Origin of the sequence: Enterobacter cloacae complex sp. IR53030 (genome assembly GCF_049238365.1) — a bacterium.
GTDB classification, from domain to species: Bacteria; Pseudomonadota; Gammaproteobacteria; order Enterobacterales; family Enterobacteriaceae; genus Enterobacter; species Enterobacter kobei.
This window is the reverse complement of sequence record NZ_JBMKHA010000003.1, coordinates 269064-289356: the sequence shown is the minus strand read 5'-3', so window position 1 is coordinate 289356 and position 20293 is coordinate 269064. Positions and strand designations below refer to the sequence as shown.

Sequence of the window (20293 nt, the reverse complement as noted above, 5' to 3'; positions counted from 1 at the left end):
TTTCAGGCTAAATAATGACCGATTACTTACTGCTCTTTGTCGGCACTGTGCTGGTTAACAACTTCGTTCTGGTGAAGTTCCTTGGCCTGTGCCCGTTTATGGGCGTTTCCAAAAAGCTGGAAACGGCGATGGGCATGGGGCTGGCAACCACCTTCGTCATGACGATGGCATCGATTTGCGCCTGGTTGATAGATACCTGGATCCTCATCCCGCTGGGGTTAATCTACCTCCGTACGCTGGCCTTTATTCTGGTCATTGCCGTTGTTGTGCAATTTACCGAAATGGTGGTGCGTAAAACCAGTCCGGCGCTCTATCGCCTCCTCGGTATCTTCCTGCCGCTGATCACCACCAACTGCGCGGTACTCGGCGTGGCGCTGTTGAACATCAACCTTGGCCATAACTTTATGCAGTCGGCGCTGTACGGTTTTTCCGCCGCCGTCGGTTTCTCGTTCGTAATGGTCCTGTTCGCCTCGATTCGCGAACGTCTGGCCGCTGCGGATATCCCTGCGCCTTTCCGCGGTAACGCGATTGCGCTGGTCACCGCGGGTTTAATGTCTCTGGCCTTTATGGGCTTCAGTGGTCTGGTGAAGTTGTAATGAATGCTATCTGGATTGCCATCGCCTCTATTAGCGTCCTGGGGTTAGCGTTTGGCCTTATCCTCGGTTACGCCTCCCGCCGTTTCGCGGTAGAGGACGATCCCGTTGTAGAAAAAATTGATGAGCTTCTGCCGCAAAGCCAGTGTGGGCAGTGCAGCTACCCTGGCTGTCGCCCTTACGCTGAAGCGGTGGGCATTCAGGGTGAGAAAATTAACCGCTGTGCGCCCGGCGGCGAAGCGGTGATGCTGAAAATTGCGGCCCTGCTTAACGTTGACCCACAGCCCGTTGATGGCGATGCGGATGTGCAGGAGCCGGTCCGCGCCCTCGCCGTGATCGACGAGGCAAATTGCATCGGCTGCACTAAATGTATTCAGGCCTGCCCGGTTGACGCCATTGTGGGTGCCACCCGCGCCATGCACACCGTCGTGGCGGATCTGTGCACCGGCTGTAACCTCTGCGTAGCCCCCTGCCCGACGCAATGTATTACGCTGCGCCCGGTTGAAGCGACTACCGAAAGCTGGAAGTGGGATCTTCAAACCATTCCGGTTCGCAACATTCCTGTGGAACAACATGCTTAAGTTATTTTCTGCTTTCAGAAAAGAGAAGATCTGGGACTTTGACGGCGGTATTCATCCGCCGGAGATGAAAACCCAGTCTAACGGCACGCCGCTGCGCCAGATTCCGCTGGCGACGCGTTACGTCATGCCGCTCAAGCAGCATATCGGCGCGGAAGGTGAGCTGTGCGTAAAAGAAGGGGATACCGTCCTTCGCGGTCAGCCGCTGACCTTTGGTCGCGGACGTATGCTGCCTGTACACGCCCCAACGTCCGGTAAAGTGATCGCGATTGCCCCTCATACGGTGGCGCATCCGTCGGCACTTTCAGAGCTGAGCGTGATCATTGAAGCCGACGGCGAAGATCGCTGGATCGAACGTGACGGCTGGAGCGACTACCGCAGCCAGAGCCGCGAAGCGCTTATCGAGCGCATTCACCAGTTCGGCGTTGCCGGGCTGGGCGGCGCGGGCTTCCCTACCGGCGTCAAGCTGCGCGGCGGTAGCGATAAAATCCAGACGCTGATTATCAATGCCGCAGAGTGCGAGCCGTATATCACCGCCGACGATCGTCTGATGCAGGATTGCGCCGCTCAGGTAGTGGAAGGCATCCGTATCCTCGCGCATATTTTGCAGCCGCGAGAAGTGCTGATTGGTATCGAAGACAATAAACCGCAGGCTATCTCCATGCTGCGCGCCGTGCTGGCGGGTAGCCATGATATCGCCCTGCGCGTTATTCCAACCAAGTACCCGTCTGGCGGCGCAAAACAGCTGACGCAAATCCTCACCGGGAAGCAAGTGCCGCACGGCGGACGTTCTTCGGATATCGGCGTGCTGATGCAAAACGTCGGCACAGCTTATGCCGTGAAACGTGCGGTAATTGACGGCGAGCCGTTAACCGAACGAGTCGTGACGCTGACTGGCGAATCGGTCTCCCGTCCGGGTAACGTCTGGGCGCGCCTCGGTACGCCGGTGCGTCATTTGCTGGAGCAGGCTGAATTCTGCCCGGGTACCGATCAGATGGTGATCATGGGTGGCCCTCTGATGGGCTTTACCCTGCCATGGCTGGATGTCCCGGTAGTCAAAATCACGAACTGCCTGCTTGCTCCCTCTTCCACCGAGATGGGCGAAGTGCAGGAAGAGAAAGGCTGCATCCGCTGTAGCGCCTGTGCCGATGCCTGTCCGGCGGATCTGCTCCCGCAGCAGCTTTACTGGTACAGCAAAGGCCAGCTACACGATAAAGCCAAAGCGCATAACCTGGCCGACTGCATCGAATGCGGCGCCTGCGCCTGGGTCTGCCCAAGCAATATTCCGCTGGTGCAATACTTCCGCCAGGAGAAGGCCGAAATTTATGCCATCTCCATGGAAGAAAAACGTGCAGCAGAAGCCAAAGCGCGCTTTGAAGCACGTCAGGCGCGGCTGGAACGTGAAAAAGCGGCCCGTCAGGAGCGTCATAAGCAGGCCGCCGTCCAGCCTGGCGAAAAAGATCAGGATGCCATTAACGCCGCCCTGGCGCGCGTTCGCGAGAAAAAAGCCAATGCTGCCCAGACGGTGGTGATCCCTGCAGGTGAGAAGCCTGACAACAGTGAAGCCATCGCCGCGCGTGAAGCACGCAAGGCTGCGGCTCGCGCACGTCAGGCAGAAAAAGCGCAAACAGCGCAACCGGATGGGGAGGTCGATCCACGCAAAGCCGCTGTCGAGGCGGCGATTGCCCGTGCCAAAGCCCGTAAGGCCGGGGAGCAGCAGGTGATGGTTGAACAGGGCGCGGTCGATCCGCGTAAAGCCGCTGTTGAAGCCGCGATTGCCCGCGCCAAAGCGCGTAAAGCGGCGCAGCAGGCACCTGCAGCAGAACCAGAAGCACCGGTTGACCCGCGTAAAGCTGCCGTTGAAGCGGCGATAGCCCGCGCCAAAGCGCGTAAAGCAGCGCAGCAGGAAGAGCAGCCGCAGGCCGCTAACGATGACCCGCGCAAGGCCGCCGTCGCTGCCGCGATTGCGCGCGTTCAGGCGAAGAAAGCCGCACAGCAAGCCGTTAACGAGGATTAAATGGTTTTCAGAATCGCAAGTTCCCCTTACACCCATAATCAGCGTCAGACATCGCGTATTATGATGCTGGTTTGCCTGGCCGCGCTGCCGGGCATTGCCGTTCAGTGCTGGTTTTTCGGCTGGGGAACCCTGTTCCAGATAGCCCTGGGCTGTATCAGCGCCGTAGCGGCAGAGGCGCTGGTGCTGAAGCTTCGCAAGATGACGGTCTCCCGCATCATTGCCGACAACTCCGCGCTGCTGACCGGCCTGCTGCTGGCCATCAGTATTCCGCCGTTTGCCCCGTGGTGGATGGTCGTCCTCGGTACCGTTTTTGCCGTGATTATTGCCAAACAGCTGTATGGCGGGCTCGGCCATAACCCGTTTAACCCGGCGATGATCGGCTATGTGGTGCTGCTGATCTCCTTCCCGGTACAGATGACCAGCTGGCTTCCACCCCATGACATTGCCGCCACGGTGCCAGGCTTTATGGATGCCCTGCACGTGATCTTTACCGGCCATACGGCGCTCGGCGCGGATATGAACGCGCTGCGTATGGGCGTGGACGGCATCAGCCAGGCGACGCCGCTCGATACGTTCAAAACGTCCCTGCATGCCGGGCACAGCGTCGAGCAAATCATGAAATCCGCCATCTACAGCGGTATGCTCGCGGGTGCAGGCTGGCAGTGGGTTAACCTGGCGTATCTGCTGGGTGGCCTGTTCCTGCTGCAGCAGAAGGCCATCCGCTGGCATATTCCGGTCAGCTTCCTCGTGACGCTGGCGGTTTGTGCCACCCTTGGCTGGGTCTTCTCCCCTGAGTCGCTGGCCAGCCCGCAGATGCATTTGCTCTCCGGTGCAACGATGCTGGGCGCGTTCTTTATCCTGACCGATCCGGTGACGGCGTCTACGACTAACCGTGGTCGCTTGATCTTCGGTGCGCTGGCAGGACTGCTGGTCTGGCTCATCCGTAGCTTTGGCGGTTATCCGGACGGGGTGGCGTTTGCCGTCCTGCTCGCCAACATCACCGTTCCACTGATCGACTATTACACGCGCCCGCGCGTGTACGGCCATCGTTAAGGGTGTCGCGATGCTGAAAACAATGCAAAAACATGGCGTCACGCTGGCCGTTTTCGCCGCCGTACTCACCGGAATGACGGCGCTGGTGAATGAGCTGACCAAATCGACCATTGATGAACAGGCGGTGAAGCAGCAAAAAGCGCTGTTCGATCAGGTGATCCCGTCGGATTTTTACGATAATGACCTGCAAAAGAGCTGCTTCGTGGTAGACGCGCCGCAGCTTGGAAAAGGCCCACACCGCCTGTTTATCGCCCGCAAAGGGGATAAACCGGTCGGCGCGGTAATGGAGGCGACGGCGCCCGACGGCTATTCCGGCGCCATTCAGCTGCTCGTCGGCAGCGATTTCTCCGGCACCATACTGGGCACCCGCGTGACGCAACATCATGAAACGCCGGGTCTGGGCGATAAAATTGAAACCCGTCTGAGCGACTGGATTTTGCACTTTGCCGGTAAAGTGATCCATGGTGAAGATGACACCGCGTTTGCGGTGAAAAAAGACGGCGGCGAGTTTGACCAGTTCACGGGCGCGACCATCACGCCGCGCGCGGTGGTGAACGCCGTAAAACGGGCCGGGCTGTATGCTGAAACGCTACCCGCGCAAATCAACAATCTTCCGGCCTGTGGAGAGTGATCATGAGCCAGGTTAAAGAGGTTATTGTCCAGGGACTGTGGAAGAACAACTCCGCGCTGGTTCAGCTGCTGGGGATGTGCCCACTGCTGGCCGTGACGTCAACGGCCACCAATGCGCTTGGTCTCGGTCTGGCAACGACGCTGGTGCTGACCCTGACCAACCTCTCCATCTCCGCCCTGCGCCGCTGGACCCCGTCGGAAATCCGTATTCCGATTTACGTTATGATCATTGCGTCGGTGGTCAGTATCGTCCAGATGCTGATTAACGCCTACGCCTTCGGTCTGTATCAGTCGCTCGGAATTTTTATCCCTCTGATCGTGACTAACTGTATTGTGGTCGGGCGTGCGGAAGCCTTCGCCGTGAAAAACAGTCCGGCCATGTCGGCGCTGGATGGTTTTTCGATTGGTATGGGTGCGACCGGTGCGATGTTCGTGCTCGGCTCACTGCGCGAGATCCTCGGCAACGGGACGCTGTTTGACGGTGCCGACGCGCTGCTGGGCGGCTGGGCCAAATCGCTACGTATCGAGGTGTTCCATACCGATACGCCATTCCTGCTGGCGATGCTGCCACCTGGCGCGTTTATTGGCCTTGGCATGATGCTGGCAGTAAAATACCTGATTGATGAAAAACGTAAGCGCCGCGCAGCAGAGCGTAGCGTCCAGGAAGGGATACCCGAGAAGGCCTCATGAATAAAGAAAAGCGCATTGCGATCCTGACCCGTCTGCGGGACGAGAACCCGCATCCGACGACGGAGCTGAATTTTACCTCCCCGTTTGAGCTGCTGATCGCCGTGTTGCTCTCTGCACAGGCTACCGATGTGAGCGTCAATAAAGCGACCGCCCTGCTCTATCCGGTCGCTAATACGCCAAAAGCGATGCTGGAGCTCGGCGTGGAAGGCGTGAAGTCTTATATCAAAACCATCGGATTGTTTAACAGCAAAGCAGAGAATGTGATTAAAACCTGCCGGATCTTGCTGGAACAGCACGGCGGTGAGGTGCCGGAAGACCGCGCAGCGCTGGAAGCGTTGCCGGGTGTAGGACGCAAAACCGCGAACGTGGTGCTTAATACGGCGTTCGGCTGGCCGACGATCGCCGTGGATACGCATATCTTCCGTGTTTCTAACCGCACCAACTTCGCCCCCGGTAAAAATGTTGAGCAGGTCGAAGAGAAGCTGTTAAAAGTGGTGCCCGCCGAATTCAAGGTTGACTGCCATCACTGGCTGATTTTGCACGGCCGTTATACCTGCATCGCCCGTAAACCTCGTTGCGGCTCCTGCATTATTGAAGACCTCTGTGAATACAAAGAAAAAGTTTATCCCTGAATTGCTGGTCTGAACAATCACAATCCCACATCAGGAGAAGGCCTTCCAAACGTCCCTCTCCTGACCATAAATCATTCGCCTCTTTCCCCTGCTGACTTGTCACTTGTTCGGCGCGTTAACGCTCAAACAGGTTAATACTTTTTTCATAGCCAAAAATTTCTATACATCTGTGATCGCGATCACTCTGATAACTTCATGTTGATTTTTTGTTGTCAAAATCATCCCAAAGCCTTTGCCAGACAAGATATAACCGATCAGAACCGGAAGATAAGACCAGCTATTTTTCAGAATATGGGCTATATCACTGCCACAAACGGCAAATAGCAGAACATATCGCCAAAAGCCGATCGGAGAGGGGGAATACCAGTTGAAAAAACTACCTTTACTCACCGTATGAAATTTAACGCTGAATAACATTTGCATGAACCGACGATTATACCACCCCAGATAAATGTAACAGATTATTACAAACGTATTGCCAGACGGGTCAGGATAGTGAACATTACCCGCCGTTTCTCCTCCCAATATAACTATAAGGCGGATGGACTACGGCCATCACGCTATGAACACCCCCGTTAATATGGGATGTAAAAAAAGAGGTATATGTGTCGACTGCAAACAATAAACCAACAGATGAAAGCGTGAGTCTTAACGCTTTTAAACAACCGAAAGCGTTTTATCTCATCTTCTCTATCGAGTTATGGGAGCGTTTTGGTTACTACGGCCTGCAAGGGATCATGGCGGTTTACCTGGTAAAACAGCTGGGTATGTCCGAAGCCGATTCCATCACGCTGTTCTCCTCCTTCAGTGCCCTCGTATACGGCCTGGTTGCTATCGGCGGCTGGCTGGGTGATAAAGTTCTCGGCACCAAACGTGTCATCATGCTGGGCGCCATTGTTCTGGCGATTGGCTATGGGCTGGTCGCATGGTCTGGCCATGACGCCGCAGTGGTGTATATGGGTATGGCGACCATTGCTGTCGGTAACGGATTGTTTAAAGCGAACCCGTCTTCCCTGCTCTCTACCTGTTACAGCAAAGATGACCCACGTCTGGACGGTGCATTCACCATGTACTACATGTCCATCAACATCGGTTCATTCTTCTCCATGCTGGCAACACCATGGCTGGCCGCTAAATTCGGCTGGAGCGTGGCGTTTGCGCTGAGCTTTGTGGGCATGCTGATCACCGTAGTGAACTTCTTGTTCTGCCGCAACTGGGTCAAAGACTACGGTTCAAAACCCGATTTCGAACCCGTCCATATGGGTAAACTGCTGGCGACCATCGTGGGCGTTGTGATTCTGGCGGCGATCGCCACCTGGCTGCTGCACAACCAGGGGATCGCACGTGCCGTTCTGGGCGTGGTTGCGCTGGGTATCGTGGTCATCTTCGCGAAAGAAGCGTTCGCGATGCAGGGTGCTGCGCGCCGTAAGATGATTGTGGCCTTCATTCTGATGCTGGAAGCGATTATCTTCTTCGTACTGTACAGCCAGATGCCAACCTCTCTGAACTTCTTCGCCATTCGTAACGTTGAGCACTCTATCCTGGGTATCGCGTTCGAGCCGGAGCAGTATCAGGCGCTGAACCCGTTCTGGATTATGATTGGCAGCCCGATTCTGGCAGCTATCTATAACAAGATGGGCGACCGTCTGCCAATGCCGCACAAGTTTGCGATTGGTATGGTGCTGTGCTCCGGTGCGTTCCTGGTGCTGCCGCTGGGTACGAAATTTGCGACCGACGCCGGTATCGTCTCCGTAAACTGGCTGATTCTGAGCTATGCGCTGCAGTCTATCGGCGAACTGATGATCTCCGGTCTGGGCCTGGCGATGGTGGCACAGCTGGTTCCACAGCGTTTGATGGGCTTCATTATGGGTAGCTGGTTCCTGACCACTGCCGGTGCAGCAATTATCGCAGGTAAGATTGCGAACCTGATGGCCGTGCCGGAAAACGTCACTGACCCACTGGTCTCCCTGAATGTCTACGGTACCGTGTTCATGCAGATTGGTATCGCGACAGCGGTGATTGCAGTTCTGATGCTGCTGACCGCGCCGAAACTGAATCGTATGACTCAGGACGACGACAAGACGGCCAAGGCAAGCGAAACCGCGACTGCGTAAGATTATTGAGAAACGACTGTTGAGAAGCCGCTAATGCATTAGCGGCTTTTTTTTTGCCTGTTCGCGCACTAACATAGCTGAAACCTCAGCAAAAAGGAGTTACCGATGAAACTGTTCTACAAACCGGGCGCGTGCTCTCTTGCTTCCCATATCACCCTGCGCGAGAGCGGCAAAGATTTCACGCTCGATGGCGTTGATCTGATGAAAAAGCGTCTGGAGAATGGCGATGATTTCCTTGCCATTAACCCGAAGGGACAAGTTCCAGCGCTGTTGCTGGATGACGGAACTCTGCTGACAGAAGGCGTTGCCATCATGCAATTCCTGGCGGACAACGTACCGGATCGCCAGCTTCTTGCCCCCACCGGCAGCATTGCACGTTATAAGACCCTGGAGTGGTTAAACTATATCGCTACCGAGTTACATAAAGGCTTTACTCCCCTGTTCCGCCCGGATACGCCGGAAGAGTACAAACCGACCCTGCGCGCGCTTCTTGAGAAAAAGCTGCAGTATGTAAACGCGTCGCTGAAAGACGATCAGTGGATTTGTGGTTCCCGTTTCACGATTGCCGATGCCTATCTGTTTACCGTGCTGCGCTGGGCACGGGCGGTTAAGCTCAATATGGAAGGGTTAGACCATATTACATCGTATATGACCCGTATGGCGGAGCGTCCTGCGGTGGCTGCGGCACTGAAAGCGGAAGGTCTTAGCTAATATCGCCCGGCGGCGCTTCGCTTACACGGGCCTACGGGTTTTGTAGGCCGGGTAAGCGCAGCGCCACCCGGCATCGTTTAAAGCCGGGTGGCGCTGAAATAGTGCTCCGGCTTCGCAATACGATCCTGTGCCGCGACGACCTGAAGTTCATATTCCTGCATCTCTTTCGTCGCAATCATGATTTCGTACACCGCCGCAGTCACATGCTCAAGCGCGTCTCTGACCGTTGCACCCTGCAGCAGTTTCACCAGGAGCAGACCGCTGGTCACATCCCCCACTCCCACTGGCTGACGCAGGCCAAAATCCACCAGCGGACGGCTAATATGCCAGGCGTCATCTTTCGTCACCAGCAGCATCTCAAAACGCGACTGGCTCAGCCCTGCGCGGGCGAGATGTTTTACCAGTACAATCTCTGGCCCCTGGGCTATTAGCTCGCGAGACGCGCTTACCGCCTCTTCTACGCTGTTAACCGGGTGCTCGCAGAGGATCTCCAGCTCAATAAGATTTGGCGCAATGATATCGCTGGCAGGCAGCGCATGGCGAACGTGAAACTCTGCAACACCGGGCGCTACGATACAGCCTTTCTCCGGGTGTCCCATGACGGGGTCGCAGAAGTATTTTGCCGCCGGGTTCGCTGCTTTCACCTGACGCACAATGCCAAGGATGTGCTCCCCCTGCTCGGCTGAGCCCAGATAACCGCTCAGAACGGCGTCACAGCGTTTGAGCTGGTCAATATCCGCAATGCCCTGAACCACCTCGGTGAGGTGCGAGGGAGGCATCACGCAGCCGGCCCATTTACCATACTGCGTGTGGTTGGAAAACTGCACGGTGTTGAGGGGCCAGACGTTAGCACCGAGGCGGCGCATCGGGAATTCCGCTGCACTGTTGCCCGCATGGCCAAAAACAACGTGGGACTGAATGGCGAGGATGTTCTTCATCTTTTTCTTACCAAACCCTGAAAAAACAAAAAGGGCGTGGTTTCCCACGCCCCTGGAGACTGTTAATTATTTCCAGCAAACAAGGCAGTAATTTTTCTTACCGCGGCGCAGCAGCGTGTAGCGTCCATACAGACGGTCGCCGTCAACGAAGGTGTATTCCGGGTCAGCCTGTTTCTCACCGTTGATGGTGATCGCGTTAGACGCGATGGTTTTACGCGCCTGTCCGCGAGACGGCTGCAGCTCGGAGTCCACCAGCGCCTGCATCAGGTCAGCCCCTTTTTCCATCTCAACCATCGGCACGCCGTCCTGCGCCAGCTGTTCGAAGTCCGCTTCGCTCAGATCGCTCAGCGTACCGTTGAACAGGCTTGCCGTAATGCGTTTCGCCGCCGCCAGACCTTCTTCACCGTGAACCAGTTTGGTCACTTCATCGGCCAGCACATACTGTGCACGCGGTGCTTTACCGCTGTTTTTGTCTTCTTCTTCCAGCGCATTGATGTCTGCAATATCCATGAAGGTGAAGAACTTCAGGAAGCGGTAAACATCGGCGTCCGCCGTGTTGATCCAGAACTGGTAGAATTTGTACGGACTGGTTTTCTTCGGATCCAGCCACACCGCGCCGCCTTCCGTTTTACCGAATTTGGTGCCATCTGCTTTGGTGATCAGTGGAACCGTCAGGCCGAAGACCTGGTTCTGGTGCAGGCGACGGGTCAGGTCGATACCGGACGTGATGTTACCCCACTGGTCAGAACCACCAATCTGCAGGGAAACGCCATGCAGTTTGTTCAGGCAAGCAAAGTCATAGCCCTGCAGCAGGTTATAGGAGAACTCGGTAAAGGAGATACCCTGATCGTCACGGTTCAGGCGCTGCTTCACCGCTTCTTTGTTAATCATCTGGTTAACAGAGAAGTGCTTGCCAATATCACGCAGGAAGGTCAGCACGTTCATGCTGCCAAACCAGTCATAGTTGTTGGCAGCAATGGCAGCGTTATCGCCGCAGTTGAAGTCAAGGAACGGTGCAACCTGTTTACGGATCTTATCCACCCACTCCTGCACGGTATCTTCGGTATTCAGTTTACGCTCAGCGGCTTTAAAGCTTGGGTCACCAATCAGACCGGTTGCACCACCCACCAGAGCAACAGGCTTATGGCCCGCCATCTGGAAGCGTTTCAGGCATAACAATGGAACAAGATGCCCCAAATGCAAGCTGTCAGCGGTGGGATCGAAGCCGCAATAGAGCGCGATCGGGCCTTGCGCCAGTCGCTCTGCTAACGCTTCCTCGTCCGTCACCTGGGCCACGAGGCCCCGCTCTTGCAATTGTTTAATCAAGTTACTGCTTGCCATCAAATTCTCCATGTATAAACGACTGCACCTTTGCCGGTACACGACTTTTCGCCTGATGCGAAAGGACCATAGAATAAAGCGCAAGCGCGGTGTGCGCTAGCGCTTAAATCAACAAATTTCGGGGATTACGGTGCCAGTCTGTCGATTTTCCAGCCGCCATTCTCGCGCTGGTATAAAAAGCGGTCGTGCAGGCGATGTTCACCGCCCTGCCAGAACTCAATCTGCTCAATCGGGATACGGAAGCCGCCCCAGAAGCTTGGCAGTGGGATTTCCCCCTGCTGGAACTTCTGTTTCAGTTCCAGGAACTTGCTCTCCAGGACACCGCGGGCAGAGATTCGGCTGGACTGTTTTGAAACCCAGGCACCAATCTGGCTGTCACGCGGACGGCTGTGGAAATATTTCACCACTTCAAGGGTCGAGAGACGTTCCGCTTTGCCGGTGACCATGACCTGACGTTCCAGCATGTGCCAGGGGAACAGCAGGCTGATGCGCGGATTATTTTCTAAATGGTGCGCTTTGCGGCTGCCGAGGTTGGTATAAAACACCAGCCCTTTCTCATCATAATGCTTGAGCAGGACGATGCGCTGATACGGTTGACCGTTTTCATCTACCGTTGCGACAACCATGGCCGTTGGGTCGGCCAGTTTCGCTTCACAGGCCTGTTTCAGCCAGCGTTCAAAAAGCACGAGGGGTTCAGCGGGAAGATCCTGGCGACGCAGGCCGCCTTTGGTGTATTCACGGCGCAGATGCGCAATTTGCTGCAGTTCGTCGTTATCTGACATGGCGTTAGCTGACGTTGAGATTGGGTGGCGCTATTGTGCGCCGCCCCTGTAAAAATCTCAACGCTTCGGATTTTCAAGCTGGCAATTGTTCAGTACGATGCGGTCGCGTTTGTAGACCGTGGCGCTATCCCCTTTCGACCAGAAGACGTAGATACCGTCGGAATAACGTGCCCCGGAGGCCGACATGCCCTGCTTGAGGGTCAGCAGTTTATTGTCATAAACAAAACTGGCTTCCTGACGTGGATTATTCAGCTTCACGGTCAGCGGTTTTTCATCGCAGCGATACTCCAGCGTATCGGTCTGCATACGCTCAAGGAACTGGTTGTAGACGCTGCATCCTGACAGCAATAAAGGCGCGACAATAAGAAGAATTTTTTTCATGGGCGTATTCCGAAGACTTTCCTGGTCCTGGAGGGCATGGCTGCCCTCCTGTTTCATTCCATTCTAACGACGAGACGCCGTGCTGAATTTCAGTTAACTCTGATTATGACGAGGATTTGCCGGGTAAATCGCCCCGAGGACGCTGGCCTCGCGCGCGCCGGTCACCGAAGGTAAATTACCCGGAAGCCCGGCGATGGTGCGCCAGGCAAGCCAGGCGAAAGCCAGCGCTTCCATATCATCCCCACTGATACCCGCCTCGTCTGTCGTCGTCACTTCCGTCCCCGGCAGTAACGCGGCCAGACGCGCCATCACCAGCGGATTTCGGCTTCCACCGCCGCACACCAGCAGGCGTTCGCATCCGCCGCTGAGAAGTACCTGCTCAGAGATCGACACCGCCGTTAATTCGGCAAGCGTCGTCTGGACATCTTGCGGAGCCAGTGCCGGGAATGGCGCCAGCTGACGTTCAAGCCAGCCAACGTTGAAGTATTCACGCCCCGTGCTTTTCGGCGCCGGTAAAGCAAAGTAGGGATCGCTGAGCATCGACTGCAACAGCGGGAGAATCACTTTACCCTCGCTCGCCCACTCGGCGTTTTTATCATAGGGTTGCCCGCACTGCCGCCAGATCCAGGCATCCATTAACATATTACCTGGACCGGTATCGTAGCCGCGGACAGGCTGCCCGGGAATGAGCATTGACAGGTTGGCAATTCCGCCGATATTCAGCACCATCCGGCGTTCTGAAGGGTGTGCCAGCAGCGCCTGATGGAACGCCGGCACCAGCGGTGCCCCCTGGCCGCCAAGCGCAATATCGCGACGACGGAAATCGCCGACGACCGTGACGCCCGTCTTCGCCACAATCTGGTTGTTATCACCGATTTGCATCGTATGCGGCGCATCACCAACCGGCTCATGCCAGACGGTCTGTCCATGGCATCCGATGGCAACCACATCCTGCGGTCGAAGATTTTCTTTTTGCATTAACGCCTGTACCGCATCAGCAAACAGTGCTCCCAGGCGGACGTCAAGTTGCCCTAGCTGAGAGAGCGTCAATTGCTGCCCCTGACAGATACTCAGAATATCCTCTTTCAGTGAAATGGGAATGGGCCAGGTCAGGCTCGCCTGCTGAGCGACCATACGTTCATCAATGGCGGCCAGAACGACATCTACCCCATCCAGACTGGTGCCCGACATCACACCAATGTAGCGACCCGATTTCATGCGCTTTCCTTACGTTGCGTGGGCTAAGGTTATCCACTCAACCATAAACAGCACGGCTTTGCCATCCAGCGATAATATTTTTTAACAATGTCATGCGGGTGACATGAGCAGAACCTGTTTATGTCTCGTTAAGTCAAATTCAAGTACAATTTTCTTATTGTTAGTGCAAAGATATGAACTATGGCCCCTTATGCCATATAATTTAGCCATAACGGATGCCTCCAATTGGGCGTTTTTGGTGAACAGGAGATTCAAATGATTGTACGTGTACTGGGCGTTTCGCTGATTGGTTTAACCCTGGCTGGCTGTGTGAATGACAGCTCACTGTCTGGCGACGTTTACAGCGCTTCTGAAGCAAAACAGGTTCAGAGCGTGACTTACGGTACCGTTGTTAACGCCCGTCCTGTACAAATTCAGGGTGGCGATGACAACAACGTTATGGGCGCAATCGGCGGTGCTGTTCTGGGTGGTTTCCTCGGGAATACCGTTGGCGGCGGTACAGGCCGTTCTCTGGCGACCGCTGCGGGCGCTGTGGCGGGTGGTGTTGCAGGCCAGGGCGTTCAGGGTGCAATGAACAAAACGCAGGGTGTTGAGCTGGAAATTCGTAAAGACGACGGCAGCACCATTATGGTTGTTCAGAAACAGGGGAATACCCGTTTCTCTGCTGGTCAGCGTGTCGTGCTGGCAAGCAACGGAAGCCAGGTGACCGTTTCCCCACGTTAATTAAAACGGGATGTGGCTATCAGGCCACATCCCTTTACAATATATATCATTTTCATGAATATATTTACAAAATATATTCACCCCGCCCATTATTTACCCCACCGTATATTGTTTCTGCGCAAAGTAATTATTGTTTCAATTGATTAAACTCTTCGCTATTACCTCCTGTTCATTCATCTTTAATTATTTAAAAAAATTTATATGCTTGCGAATCGTCTTACCGTAAAAGGTCGTTATCTCTCGTTCTGTTTCGGTTGTGTTATTGTCATCGGAATATTACAGGGTTTATTTTCAAAACTGGTTGAATGGGTACCTTCCTTTTCGCCGCTGTTGTTCCCCACGCTCACCATTTTTTTACTGGTATTTCACCTGTTTATTGCCTGTTTTATGGCAATGAAATACTGGTGTGATAAGAGGCGTCTGTATCTGGTTGCCATCGCTTTTGCCTTTGCCGGTTCGGCATTGCTGATGGTTGGAACGCTGTCCAGTTTTCCCGCCTGGCTGGATCTCTACCAGTTCAACGTCGTGAACTATAACGATGCGATGATCTACTATATGTTCCGCCATCTCATCATGGCGGTCCTGTTCATCGCTTCGGCCCTGCTGTTTCCCCTGCGTAATCAGCCCCTTTCGCGGCTGACGCATATCGCTATCGTCAGCACGACATTTCTTTTTACTGCCGGTGGCGTGATGGTGGCGTGGATGTATTCCAGCCATTTTGATTTTTTATCCCTCGATCTGGTTGATAATGAAACGCGGCAGTTTATGGTTCTCTGGAGCCACAGCATTAATATTTCATTAATTGTCCTCTGGGTGGTGACATTAGCTACGCTGATGTATATGACGCGCGTACGTAATCTGTTCTGGGTGACCGGTAATTTTCTTTGTGTCTGCTATATCGTCACGCTCTTGATGCTGTTATTGGGTGGGCATGCCGAAGACATATCGTGGTATCGCGCACGGTTATTTGAAACCGTCGCCACGCTGCTGATTATTTTTGTTCTGCTCTGCGATGTCTTCAGCTTGTACCGTGAATCGCATTCAAAGTATCAACAGTCGTATCAGAATTCGATTCGCGATCCGCTTACGCGCCTGTATAACCGCAGCTATTTTTATGAATCGTTAAATCAGGCGCTGGCTGTTGCAAAATCCAGCCGCCCTGTTTCGGTTATCGTCAGCGATCTCGATCGCTTCAAGCGCATCAACGACAACTATGGTCACCTGCAGGGGGACAAAGTCTTACAGTTTGTCGCCAATCTGCTGGTGGACTCCGTGCGCCCGCAGGACATCGCGGCGCGTATCGGTGGTGAAGAGTTTGTCCTGATGCTGGCTAATACCCCTTCAGACGCAGCATGCCAGGTGGCGGAACGCATACGGCTGAAGCTGAGCAGCTTTGATAAAACCACCAGCGAAGGTCAGCTACCGGAGCCCATTACCATCAGCATGGGTGTGTTTACGGCAACATCATCGTCCGTGACCGCAGAAGAGTGCGTGGAAAGCGCCGATAAAGCGATGTATGAAGCGAAAGAGACTGGCCGAAACCGCGTCGTTGTCTTTAGATAGGAAAAAGGCCTTGCAGATGCAAGGCCTTGTTGTCTGGTCAGTCGCGAGACTGCAGCTCGTGGATGTTCTGCTCAAGGCGAGAAATGAGGCTGATGAGCATTTCCAGCTCCGCCGGTGAAACGCCTGAAAGGATTTCACCGCGCGTTTTGGTAATCACAGCTTCCATTTCGGTAATAATGGGCGCTGCTTTCTCAGTGAGTTTAATTCGCTTGGCGCGACGATCGCTGGCGCAGGTTTGCCGGGAGATCAGCCCCTTTTCTTCCAGTTGATCAAGCGTACGCACCAGCGACGGTTGCTCAATACCTATCGCTTTTGCCAGTTGAATTTGCGACTGGTCAGGCGGCAACTGATGAATGTTGTGCAGCGTGACCCAATGCGTCTGTGTCAATTCCAGAGGTTTCAGTCGATGGTCAATCAGAGCACGCCAGACGCGTACCAACCTTGCCAGATCAGAACCTAATGGCGATTCCAATTTCATCTCCTTATAATTAGCTTGCTAAGTTATTATACTGATTTTAGAATAGTGTGCAGCATTTGTATTGGCAAAACAAATGCAATACTGCATTCATCTAACTCAAAAGTATGACTTACACTGAATTCTGATGCTTCTTTATACTCAGACAAGCCAACGCGGCATTCTGTTCACTGCAAAGGATCTCTGCTTGTGACCTTTTTTCATCGCTCAGAGGGTTTACCCCTCCAGGACCTGATCTTCGGTGCGTCAGTCTACTTTCCTCCCCTGTTTAAAGCCGTGCTGGTGGGCTTTATCCTCTGGCTCGTTGCGCACCGCCTGCTTCGCGACTGGATGTATTCCGGCGAAATCTGGCATCCCATGTTGATGGATCTCTCCCTGTTCGCCCTCTGTGTCAGTCTGGGCCTTGCTGTTTTGACCGTGTGGTGAATATGCCTCTGAAAACGCTGAAGTACTTTTCCACCCTGTTTGTCCTGGTCCTCGCGCTGATCGCCGGCTGGTGGCTCTGGAATTTTTATATGCAGTCCCCCTGGACGCGTGACGGCAAAGTTCGCGCCGAGCAGGTCAGCATCACCCCGCAGGTGTCGGGAAGTATTACCACGCTCCTGGTGAAGGATAACCAGTATGTTAAAAAGGGAGAGGAACTGTTCCGTATCGACGATACCCCCTACCATATTGCCGTTCTGAATGCCCAGGCGCAGCTGGCGAAAGCCCAGTCCGACCTTGCTAAGGCTAATAACGAAGCCAATCGCCGCCGTCACTTATCGCAAAACTACATCTCAGCGGAAGATCTGGATACCGCCAACCTTAACGTCAAGGCCATGCAGGCAAGCGTCAACGTAGCCCAGGCGACGCTTAAGCAGGCACAGTGGGAACTGACCCAAACCGTGATTACCGCACCTGTAGATGGATGGGTGACTAACCTCTCTGCCCGGGTGGGTAACTACGCCACCACCGGCCAGCCTGTTTTTGCCCTTGTCGACAGCCACTCCTTCTACGTGGTGGGCTATTTTGAAGAGACCAAGCTTCGCCACATTCGCGAGGGTTCACCTGCGGCCATTACCCTTTACAGTGGTTCGCAAACGTTACAGGGTCACGTATCCAGCATGGGTCGCGCCATTTACGATCAAAGCGTCGAAACGGATTCCGGCCTCGTGCCGGACATAAAGCCGAACGTCCCCTGGGTGCGACTGGCTCAACGTGTGCCTGTGCGCGTGGAGTTTGACCGTTTACCCGAGGGCATCACGCTGGTATCCGGCACCACCTGCACCGTCTCCATCGGAAGCCGTTAATGAAGCTGCAGGCGCTCTCCTGGCAAAACACGCCGTGGATGAAAGCGACGCGTCCTCAGTGGCGCTACGCGCTGCGTAATGGCATCGCCATGTGTCTGGCGCTGACGGTCGCCTATTACCTGAATCTTGACCAACCCTACTGGGCGATGACCTCAGCCGCGGTGGTGAGTTTCCCTACCGTTGGCGGAGTGATCAGCAAAAGCCTTGGCCGCATCGCGGGGAGTCTGTTAGGCGCCACCGCGGCGTTAATTATCGCGGGGCATACGCTGAACGATCCGTGGCTATTCCTGCTGAGCATGGCGGCGTGGCTGGGATGTTGTACCTGGGCCTGCGCCCATTTCACCAATAACGTGGCCTACGCTTTCCAGTTAGCGGGCTATACCGCGGCCATCATTGCCTTCCCGGTCGTCAATGTGCTCGATACCACCGAACTGTGGGATATTGCACAGGCGCGCGTCTGTGAGGTGATTGTCGGGATCCTCAGCGGCGGGTTTATGATGATGATCCTGCCCAGCACCTCCGACGGTACGACGCTGATTACCGCGCTGAAGACCATGCATACCCGGTTGCTGGAACATGCAAGCCTGCTGTGGCAACCGGATACCAGTGATGACATCCGTCTCGCGCATGAAAAGGTTATCGGGCAGATCCTGACCATGAACCTGTTGCGCATACAGGCTTTCTGGAGTCATTACCGTTTTCGTCGTCAGAACACGCTGCTCAACTATTTGCTGCACCAGCAGCTGCGTATGACCAGCGCCATCTCCAGCCTGCGCCGGATGCTGCTCAACTGGCCAACACCCCCTGAAAATACCCGCGCCGTCATTGAGACGCTGCTCGCAACGCTTGCGCGTCCGGACGCGGATATTTACACCGTCGCGAAGATCATCGCCCCGCTCGCTCCGACGGATGAGTATGATTATCGCCATCGCGCATTCTGGCAGCGCCTGAATTACTTTTGCCGGTTATATCTGCGCAGTAGCCGCTGGATTAACGCCGTCGAGAATGCCACGCCGGTAACGGAATTTAATGTCCCCGGCAGCCCGGCTCTCGCCCGACATACCGATTATCTGGAAGCGCTGTGGAGTGGTTTTCGCACCTTTTGTGCGCTGACGCTGGTTGGGGCGTGGAGCATCACCACGCAGTGGGAATCCGGTGCCGCGGCCCTGACGCTTGCCGCCATCAGCTGCGTGCTTTACTCCGTCGCGGCCTCGCCGTTTAACTCTCTTACGCTACTGCTGCGCACGCTGGTACTCCTGTCATTGTTCAGTTTCGCCGTGAAGTTTGGCCTGATGGTGCAGATAAGCGATCTCTGGCAGTTCCTGCTGTTCCTGTTTCCGCTGTTAACGACGATGCAACTCCTCAAGCTGCAAATGCCGAAACTGGCGGGCCTGTGGGGCCAGCTGATTGTCTTTATGGGCTCGTTTATCTCCGTGACGAATCCGCCGGTGTATGATTACGCCGATTTTCTCAATGATAACCTGGCAAAGATCCTGGGCGTGGGGCTGGCATGGCTCGCATTTGCGGTATTGCGTCCCGGCTCTGATGCACGTAAGAGCCGACGACATATCAGGGAATTACGCAGAGGGTTTGTCGACCAGCTCAGCCGCAAACCGCATCTGCGTGAAAGCGAGTATGAATCGCTGGTGTATCACCATGTCAGCCAGCTCAATAACAGCCATGACGCGCTTTCCCGCCGCTGGCTGCTGCGCTGGGGCGTGGTGCTGTTGAACTGTTCGCATGTGGTCTGGCAGCTTCGCGCATGGGAAACGCGGTCCGACCCGCTGTCGCAGGTGCGCGATGTTTGCATTTCCCTGCTACGCGACGTGATGAGTGAACGCGGTGTCCAGCAGCGGCCTCTGGAGGTCACGCTGGCTGAACTGCAACGGATCTGCGATACCCTCGCGCATCACCATCTTCCCGCAGCCCGTGATTTAGCCTCAATCATCTGGCGCCTGCACTGCTCGCTGTCGCAGCTGGAACAGGCTCCCCCACCGGGCACCATTGGAGATCAGATCACGCCGCAGGCATAACGTGCCCCGCCGCCGCCAAGCGGTTTAGGCTGATCGGACATGTTATCGCCGCCCACGTGGATCATCAGCGCTTTGCCTTTTACTTCATCCAGTTTTTTCAGGCGCGGGGCCACGACCGGATCGGTGGCTTTACCGTCATTGTTCACCACCAGCACCGGCAGATCGCCAAGGTGCCCCATACCGTCTGGCCCTTCATGTTTGCCTGAATGTTGCGGATCGAGGTGCCCCCCGGCGGCTTCCGCCGCGGACGGTTTACCCTCTTTCATGGCAGGCTGGCAGCTTCCTTTGGCATGAACATGAAAGCCGTGTTCGCCGGGCGGGAGTGCATTGAGATTGGGCGTGAATTCCAGCCCCTTGTCGGTCTCAGTGATTTTCACCGTCCCGATAGACTGACCCACACCCTGAGAGGTGACGAGATTCATTTCCACTTCGTCGCTGGCTGCCTGCGCTCCTGCGCAAACAACCAGCGTGACCAATGCCAGAGCAAAACGCTTCATATGACCTCCGCGGGTTATTTTTTGCCCCTTAAGTG

General features: G+C 55.1%; 21 protein-coding genes. 14 read left to right on the top strand and 7 right to left on the bottom strand.

What is annotated here, in order from left to right:
* Positions 1-14: 14 nt before the first annotated feature.
* The 9 genes from rsxA (at position 15) to gstA (ending at position 9018) form a co-directional block, all read left to right on the top strand.
* A complete protein-coding gene (gene rsxA, locus ACOTXR_RS05110) occupies positions 15-596 on the top strand; it encodes an electron transport complex subunit RsxA (RefSeq protein ID WP_014883581.1) in 582 nt (193 codons plus the stop codon).
* Complete coding sequence (rsxB, locus tag ACOTXR_RS05105; RefSeq protein ID WP_058690706.1) at positions 596-1174, top strand: electron transport complex subunit RsxB; 579 nt, start codon at positions 596-598, stop codon at positions 1172-1174. Before rsxA ends, rsxB begins: the two co-directional genes overlap by 1 nt.
* Positions 1167-3188, top strand: coding sequence for an electron transport complex subunit RsxC (gene rsxC, locus ACOTXR_RS05100; RefSeq protein ID WP_078310477.1), 2022 nt, complete (start codon positions 1167-1169; stop codon positions 3186-3188). Before rsxB ends, rsxC begins: the two co-directional genes overlap by 8 nt.
* A complete protein-coding gene (gene rsxD / locus ACOTXR_RS05095) occupies positions 3189-4241 on the top strand; it encodes an electron transport complex subunit RsxD (RefSeq protein ID WP_045134974.1) in 1053 nt (350 codons plus the stop codon). It abuts the gene before it with no gap.
* Positions 4242-4251: 10 nt separating this feature from the next.
* Positions 4252-4872, top strand: a complete 621-nt coding sequence (gene rsxG / locus ACOTXR_RS05090) for an electron transport complex subunit RsxG (protein WP_058690708.1) — start codon at positions 4252-4254, stop codon at positions 4870-4872.
* A 2-nt stretch (positions 4873-4874) separates the two neighbouring features.
* Positions 4875-5561: an electron transport complex subunit E gene (locus ACOTXR_RS05085; RefSeq protein WP_023337188.1), complete on the top strand. Its 687-nt coding sequence runs from the start codon at positions 4875-4877 to the stop codon at positions 5559-5561.
* Complete coding sequence (gene nth, locus ACOTXR_RS05080) at positions 5558-6193, top strand: endonuclease III (protein WP_008500570.1); 636 nt, start codon at positions 5558-5560, stop codon at positions 6191-6193. Before ACOTXR_RS05085 ends, nth begins: the two co-directional genes overlap by 4 nt.
* A gap of 605 nt (positions 6194-6798) precedes the next feature.
* Positions 6799-8307, top strand: a complete 1509-nt coding sequence (dtpA, locus tag ACOTXR_RS05075; protein ID WP_014883575.1) for a dipeptide/tripeptide permease DtpA — start codon at positions 6799-6801, stop codon at positions 8305-8307.
* A gap of 105 nt (positions 8308-8412) precedes the next feature.
* Positions 8413-9018, top strand: coding sequence for a glutathione transferase GstA (gene gstA / locus ACOTXR_RS05070; RefSeq protein WP_014883574.1), 606 nt, complete (start codon positions 8413-8415; stop codon positions 9016-9018).
* 77 nt (positions 9019-9095) lie between these two features.
* Here the strand turns inward: gstA and pdxY are convergent, their stop codons facing one another.
* From pdxY to anmK, 5 genes are all read right to left on the bottom strand, one after another.
* Positions 9096-9956, bottom strand: coding sequence for a pyridoxal kinase PdxY (gene pdxY, locus ACOTXR_RS05065; protein ID WP_014883573.1), 861 nt, complete (start codon positions 9954-9956; stop codon positions 9096-9098).
* A 66-nt stretch (positions 9957-10022) separates the two neighbouring features.
* Positions 10023-11297 (bottom strand): tyrosine--tRNA ligase, encoded by a 1275-nt coding sequence (gene tyrS / locus ACOTXR_RS05060; protein WP_014883572.1) that lies wholly within the window; start codon positions 11295-11297, stop codon positions 10023-10025.
* Positions 11298-11422: 125 nt separating this feature from the next.
* The gene (pdxH, locus tag ACOTXR_RS05055; protein ID WP_008500575.1) at positions 11423-12079 is read right to left on the bottom strand and encodes a pyridoxamine 5'-phosphate oxidase; all 657 of its coding nucleotides are present in this window, start codon (positions 12077-12079) and stop codon (positions 11423-11425) included.
* Positions 12080-12136: 57 nt separating this feature from the next.
* Positions 12137-12460, bottom strand: a complete 324-nt coding sequence (mliC, locus tag ACOTXR_RS05050; RefSeq protein WP_014883571.1) for a C-type lysozyme inhibitor — start codon at positions 12458-12460, stop codon at positions 12137-12139.
* A gap of 93 nt (positions 12461-12553) precedes the next feature.
* Positions 12554-13678, bottom strand: a complete 1125-nt coding sequence (gene anmK, locus ACOTXR_RS05045) for an anhydro-N-acetylmuramic acid kinase (protein WP_014883570.1) — start codon at positions 13676-13678, stop codon at positions 12554-12556.
* A 255-nt stretch (positions 13679-13933) separates the two neighbouring features.
* Here anmK and slyB point away from each other — a divergent pair, with 255 nt between their 5' ends.
* Positions 13934-14401: an outer membrane lipoprotein SlyB gene (gene slyB, locus ACOTXR_RS05040; protein ID WP_014883569.1), complete on the top strand. Its 468-nt coding sequence runs from the start codon at positions 13934-13936 to the stop codon at positions 14399-14401.
* A gap of 201 nt (positions 14402-14602) precedes the next feature.
* Positions 14603-15964, top strand: a complete 1362-nt coding sequence (locus tag ACOTXR_RS05035) for a sensor domain-containing diguanylate cyclase (RefSeq protein WP_058690710.1) — start codon at positions 14603-14605, stop codon at positions 15962-15964.
* Between the two features lie 37 nt (positions 15965-16001).
* Here ACOTXR_RS05035 and slyA read toward each other — a convergent pair whose 3' ends face one another.
* The gene (gene slyA / locus ACOTXR_RS05030) at positions 16002-16442 is read right to left on the bottom strand and encodes a transcriptional regulator SlyA (protein ID WP_032628878.1); all 441 of its coding nucleotides are present in this window, start codon (positions 16440-16442) and stop codon (positions 16002-16004) included.
* A 186-nt stretch (positions 16443-16628) separates the two neighbouring features.
* Here slyA and ACOTXR_RS05025 point away from each other — a divergent pair, with 186 nt between their 5' ends.
* The 3 genes from ACOTXR_RS05025 to ACOTXR_RS05015 are packed head-to-tail and all read left to right on the top strand — an operon-like array spanning position 16629 to position 19761.
* Positions 16629-16865 carry a DUF1656 domain-containing protein gene (locus tag ACOTXR_RS05025; protein WP_014883567.1) on the top strand — a complete coding sequence of 79 codons (237 nt, stop codon included), beginning with the start codon at positions 16629-16631 and terminating at the stop codon, positions 16863-16865.
* Between the two features lie 2 nt (positions 16866-16867).
* Positions 16868-17728: an HlyD family secretion protein gene (locus tag ACOTXR_RS05020; RefSeq protein ID WP_058690711.1), complete on the top strand. Its 861-nt coding sequence runs from the start codon at positions 16868-16870 to the stop codon at positions 17726-17728.
* Positions 17728-19761, top strand: coding sequence for an FUSC family protein (locus ACOTXR_RS05015; protein ID WP_014883565.1), 2034 nt, complete (start codon positions 17728-17730; stop codon positions 19759-19761). Before ACOTXR_RS05020 ends, ACOTXR_RS05015 begins: the two co-directional genes overlap by 1 nt.
* Here the strand turns inward: ACOTXR_RS05015 and sodC are convergent.
* Positions 19740-20258: a superoxide dismutase [Cu-Zn] SodC gene (sodC, locus tag ACOTXR_RS05010; protein ID WP_058690712.1), complete on the bottom strand. Its 519-nt coding sequence runs from the start codon at positions 20256-20258 to the stop codon at positions 19740-19742. The genes ACOTXR_RS05015 and sodC overlap by 22 nt on opposite strands.
* Between the last annotated feature and the right edge of the window lie 35 nt (positions 20259-20293).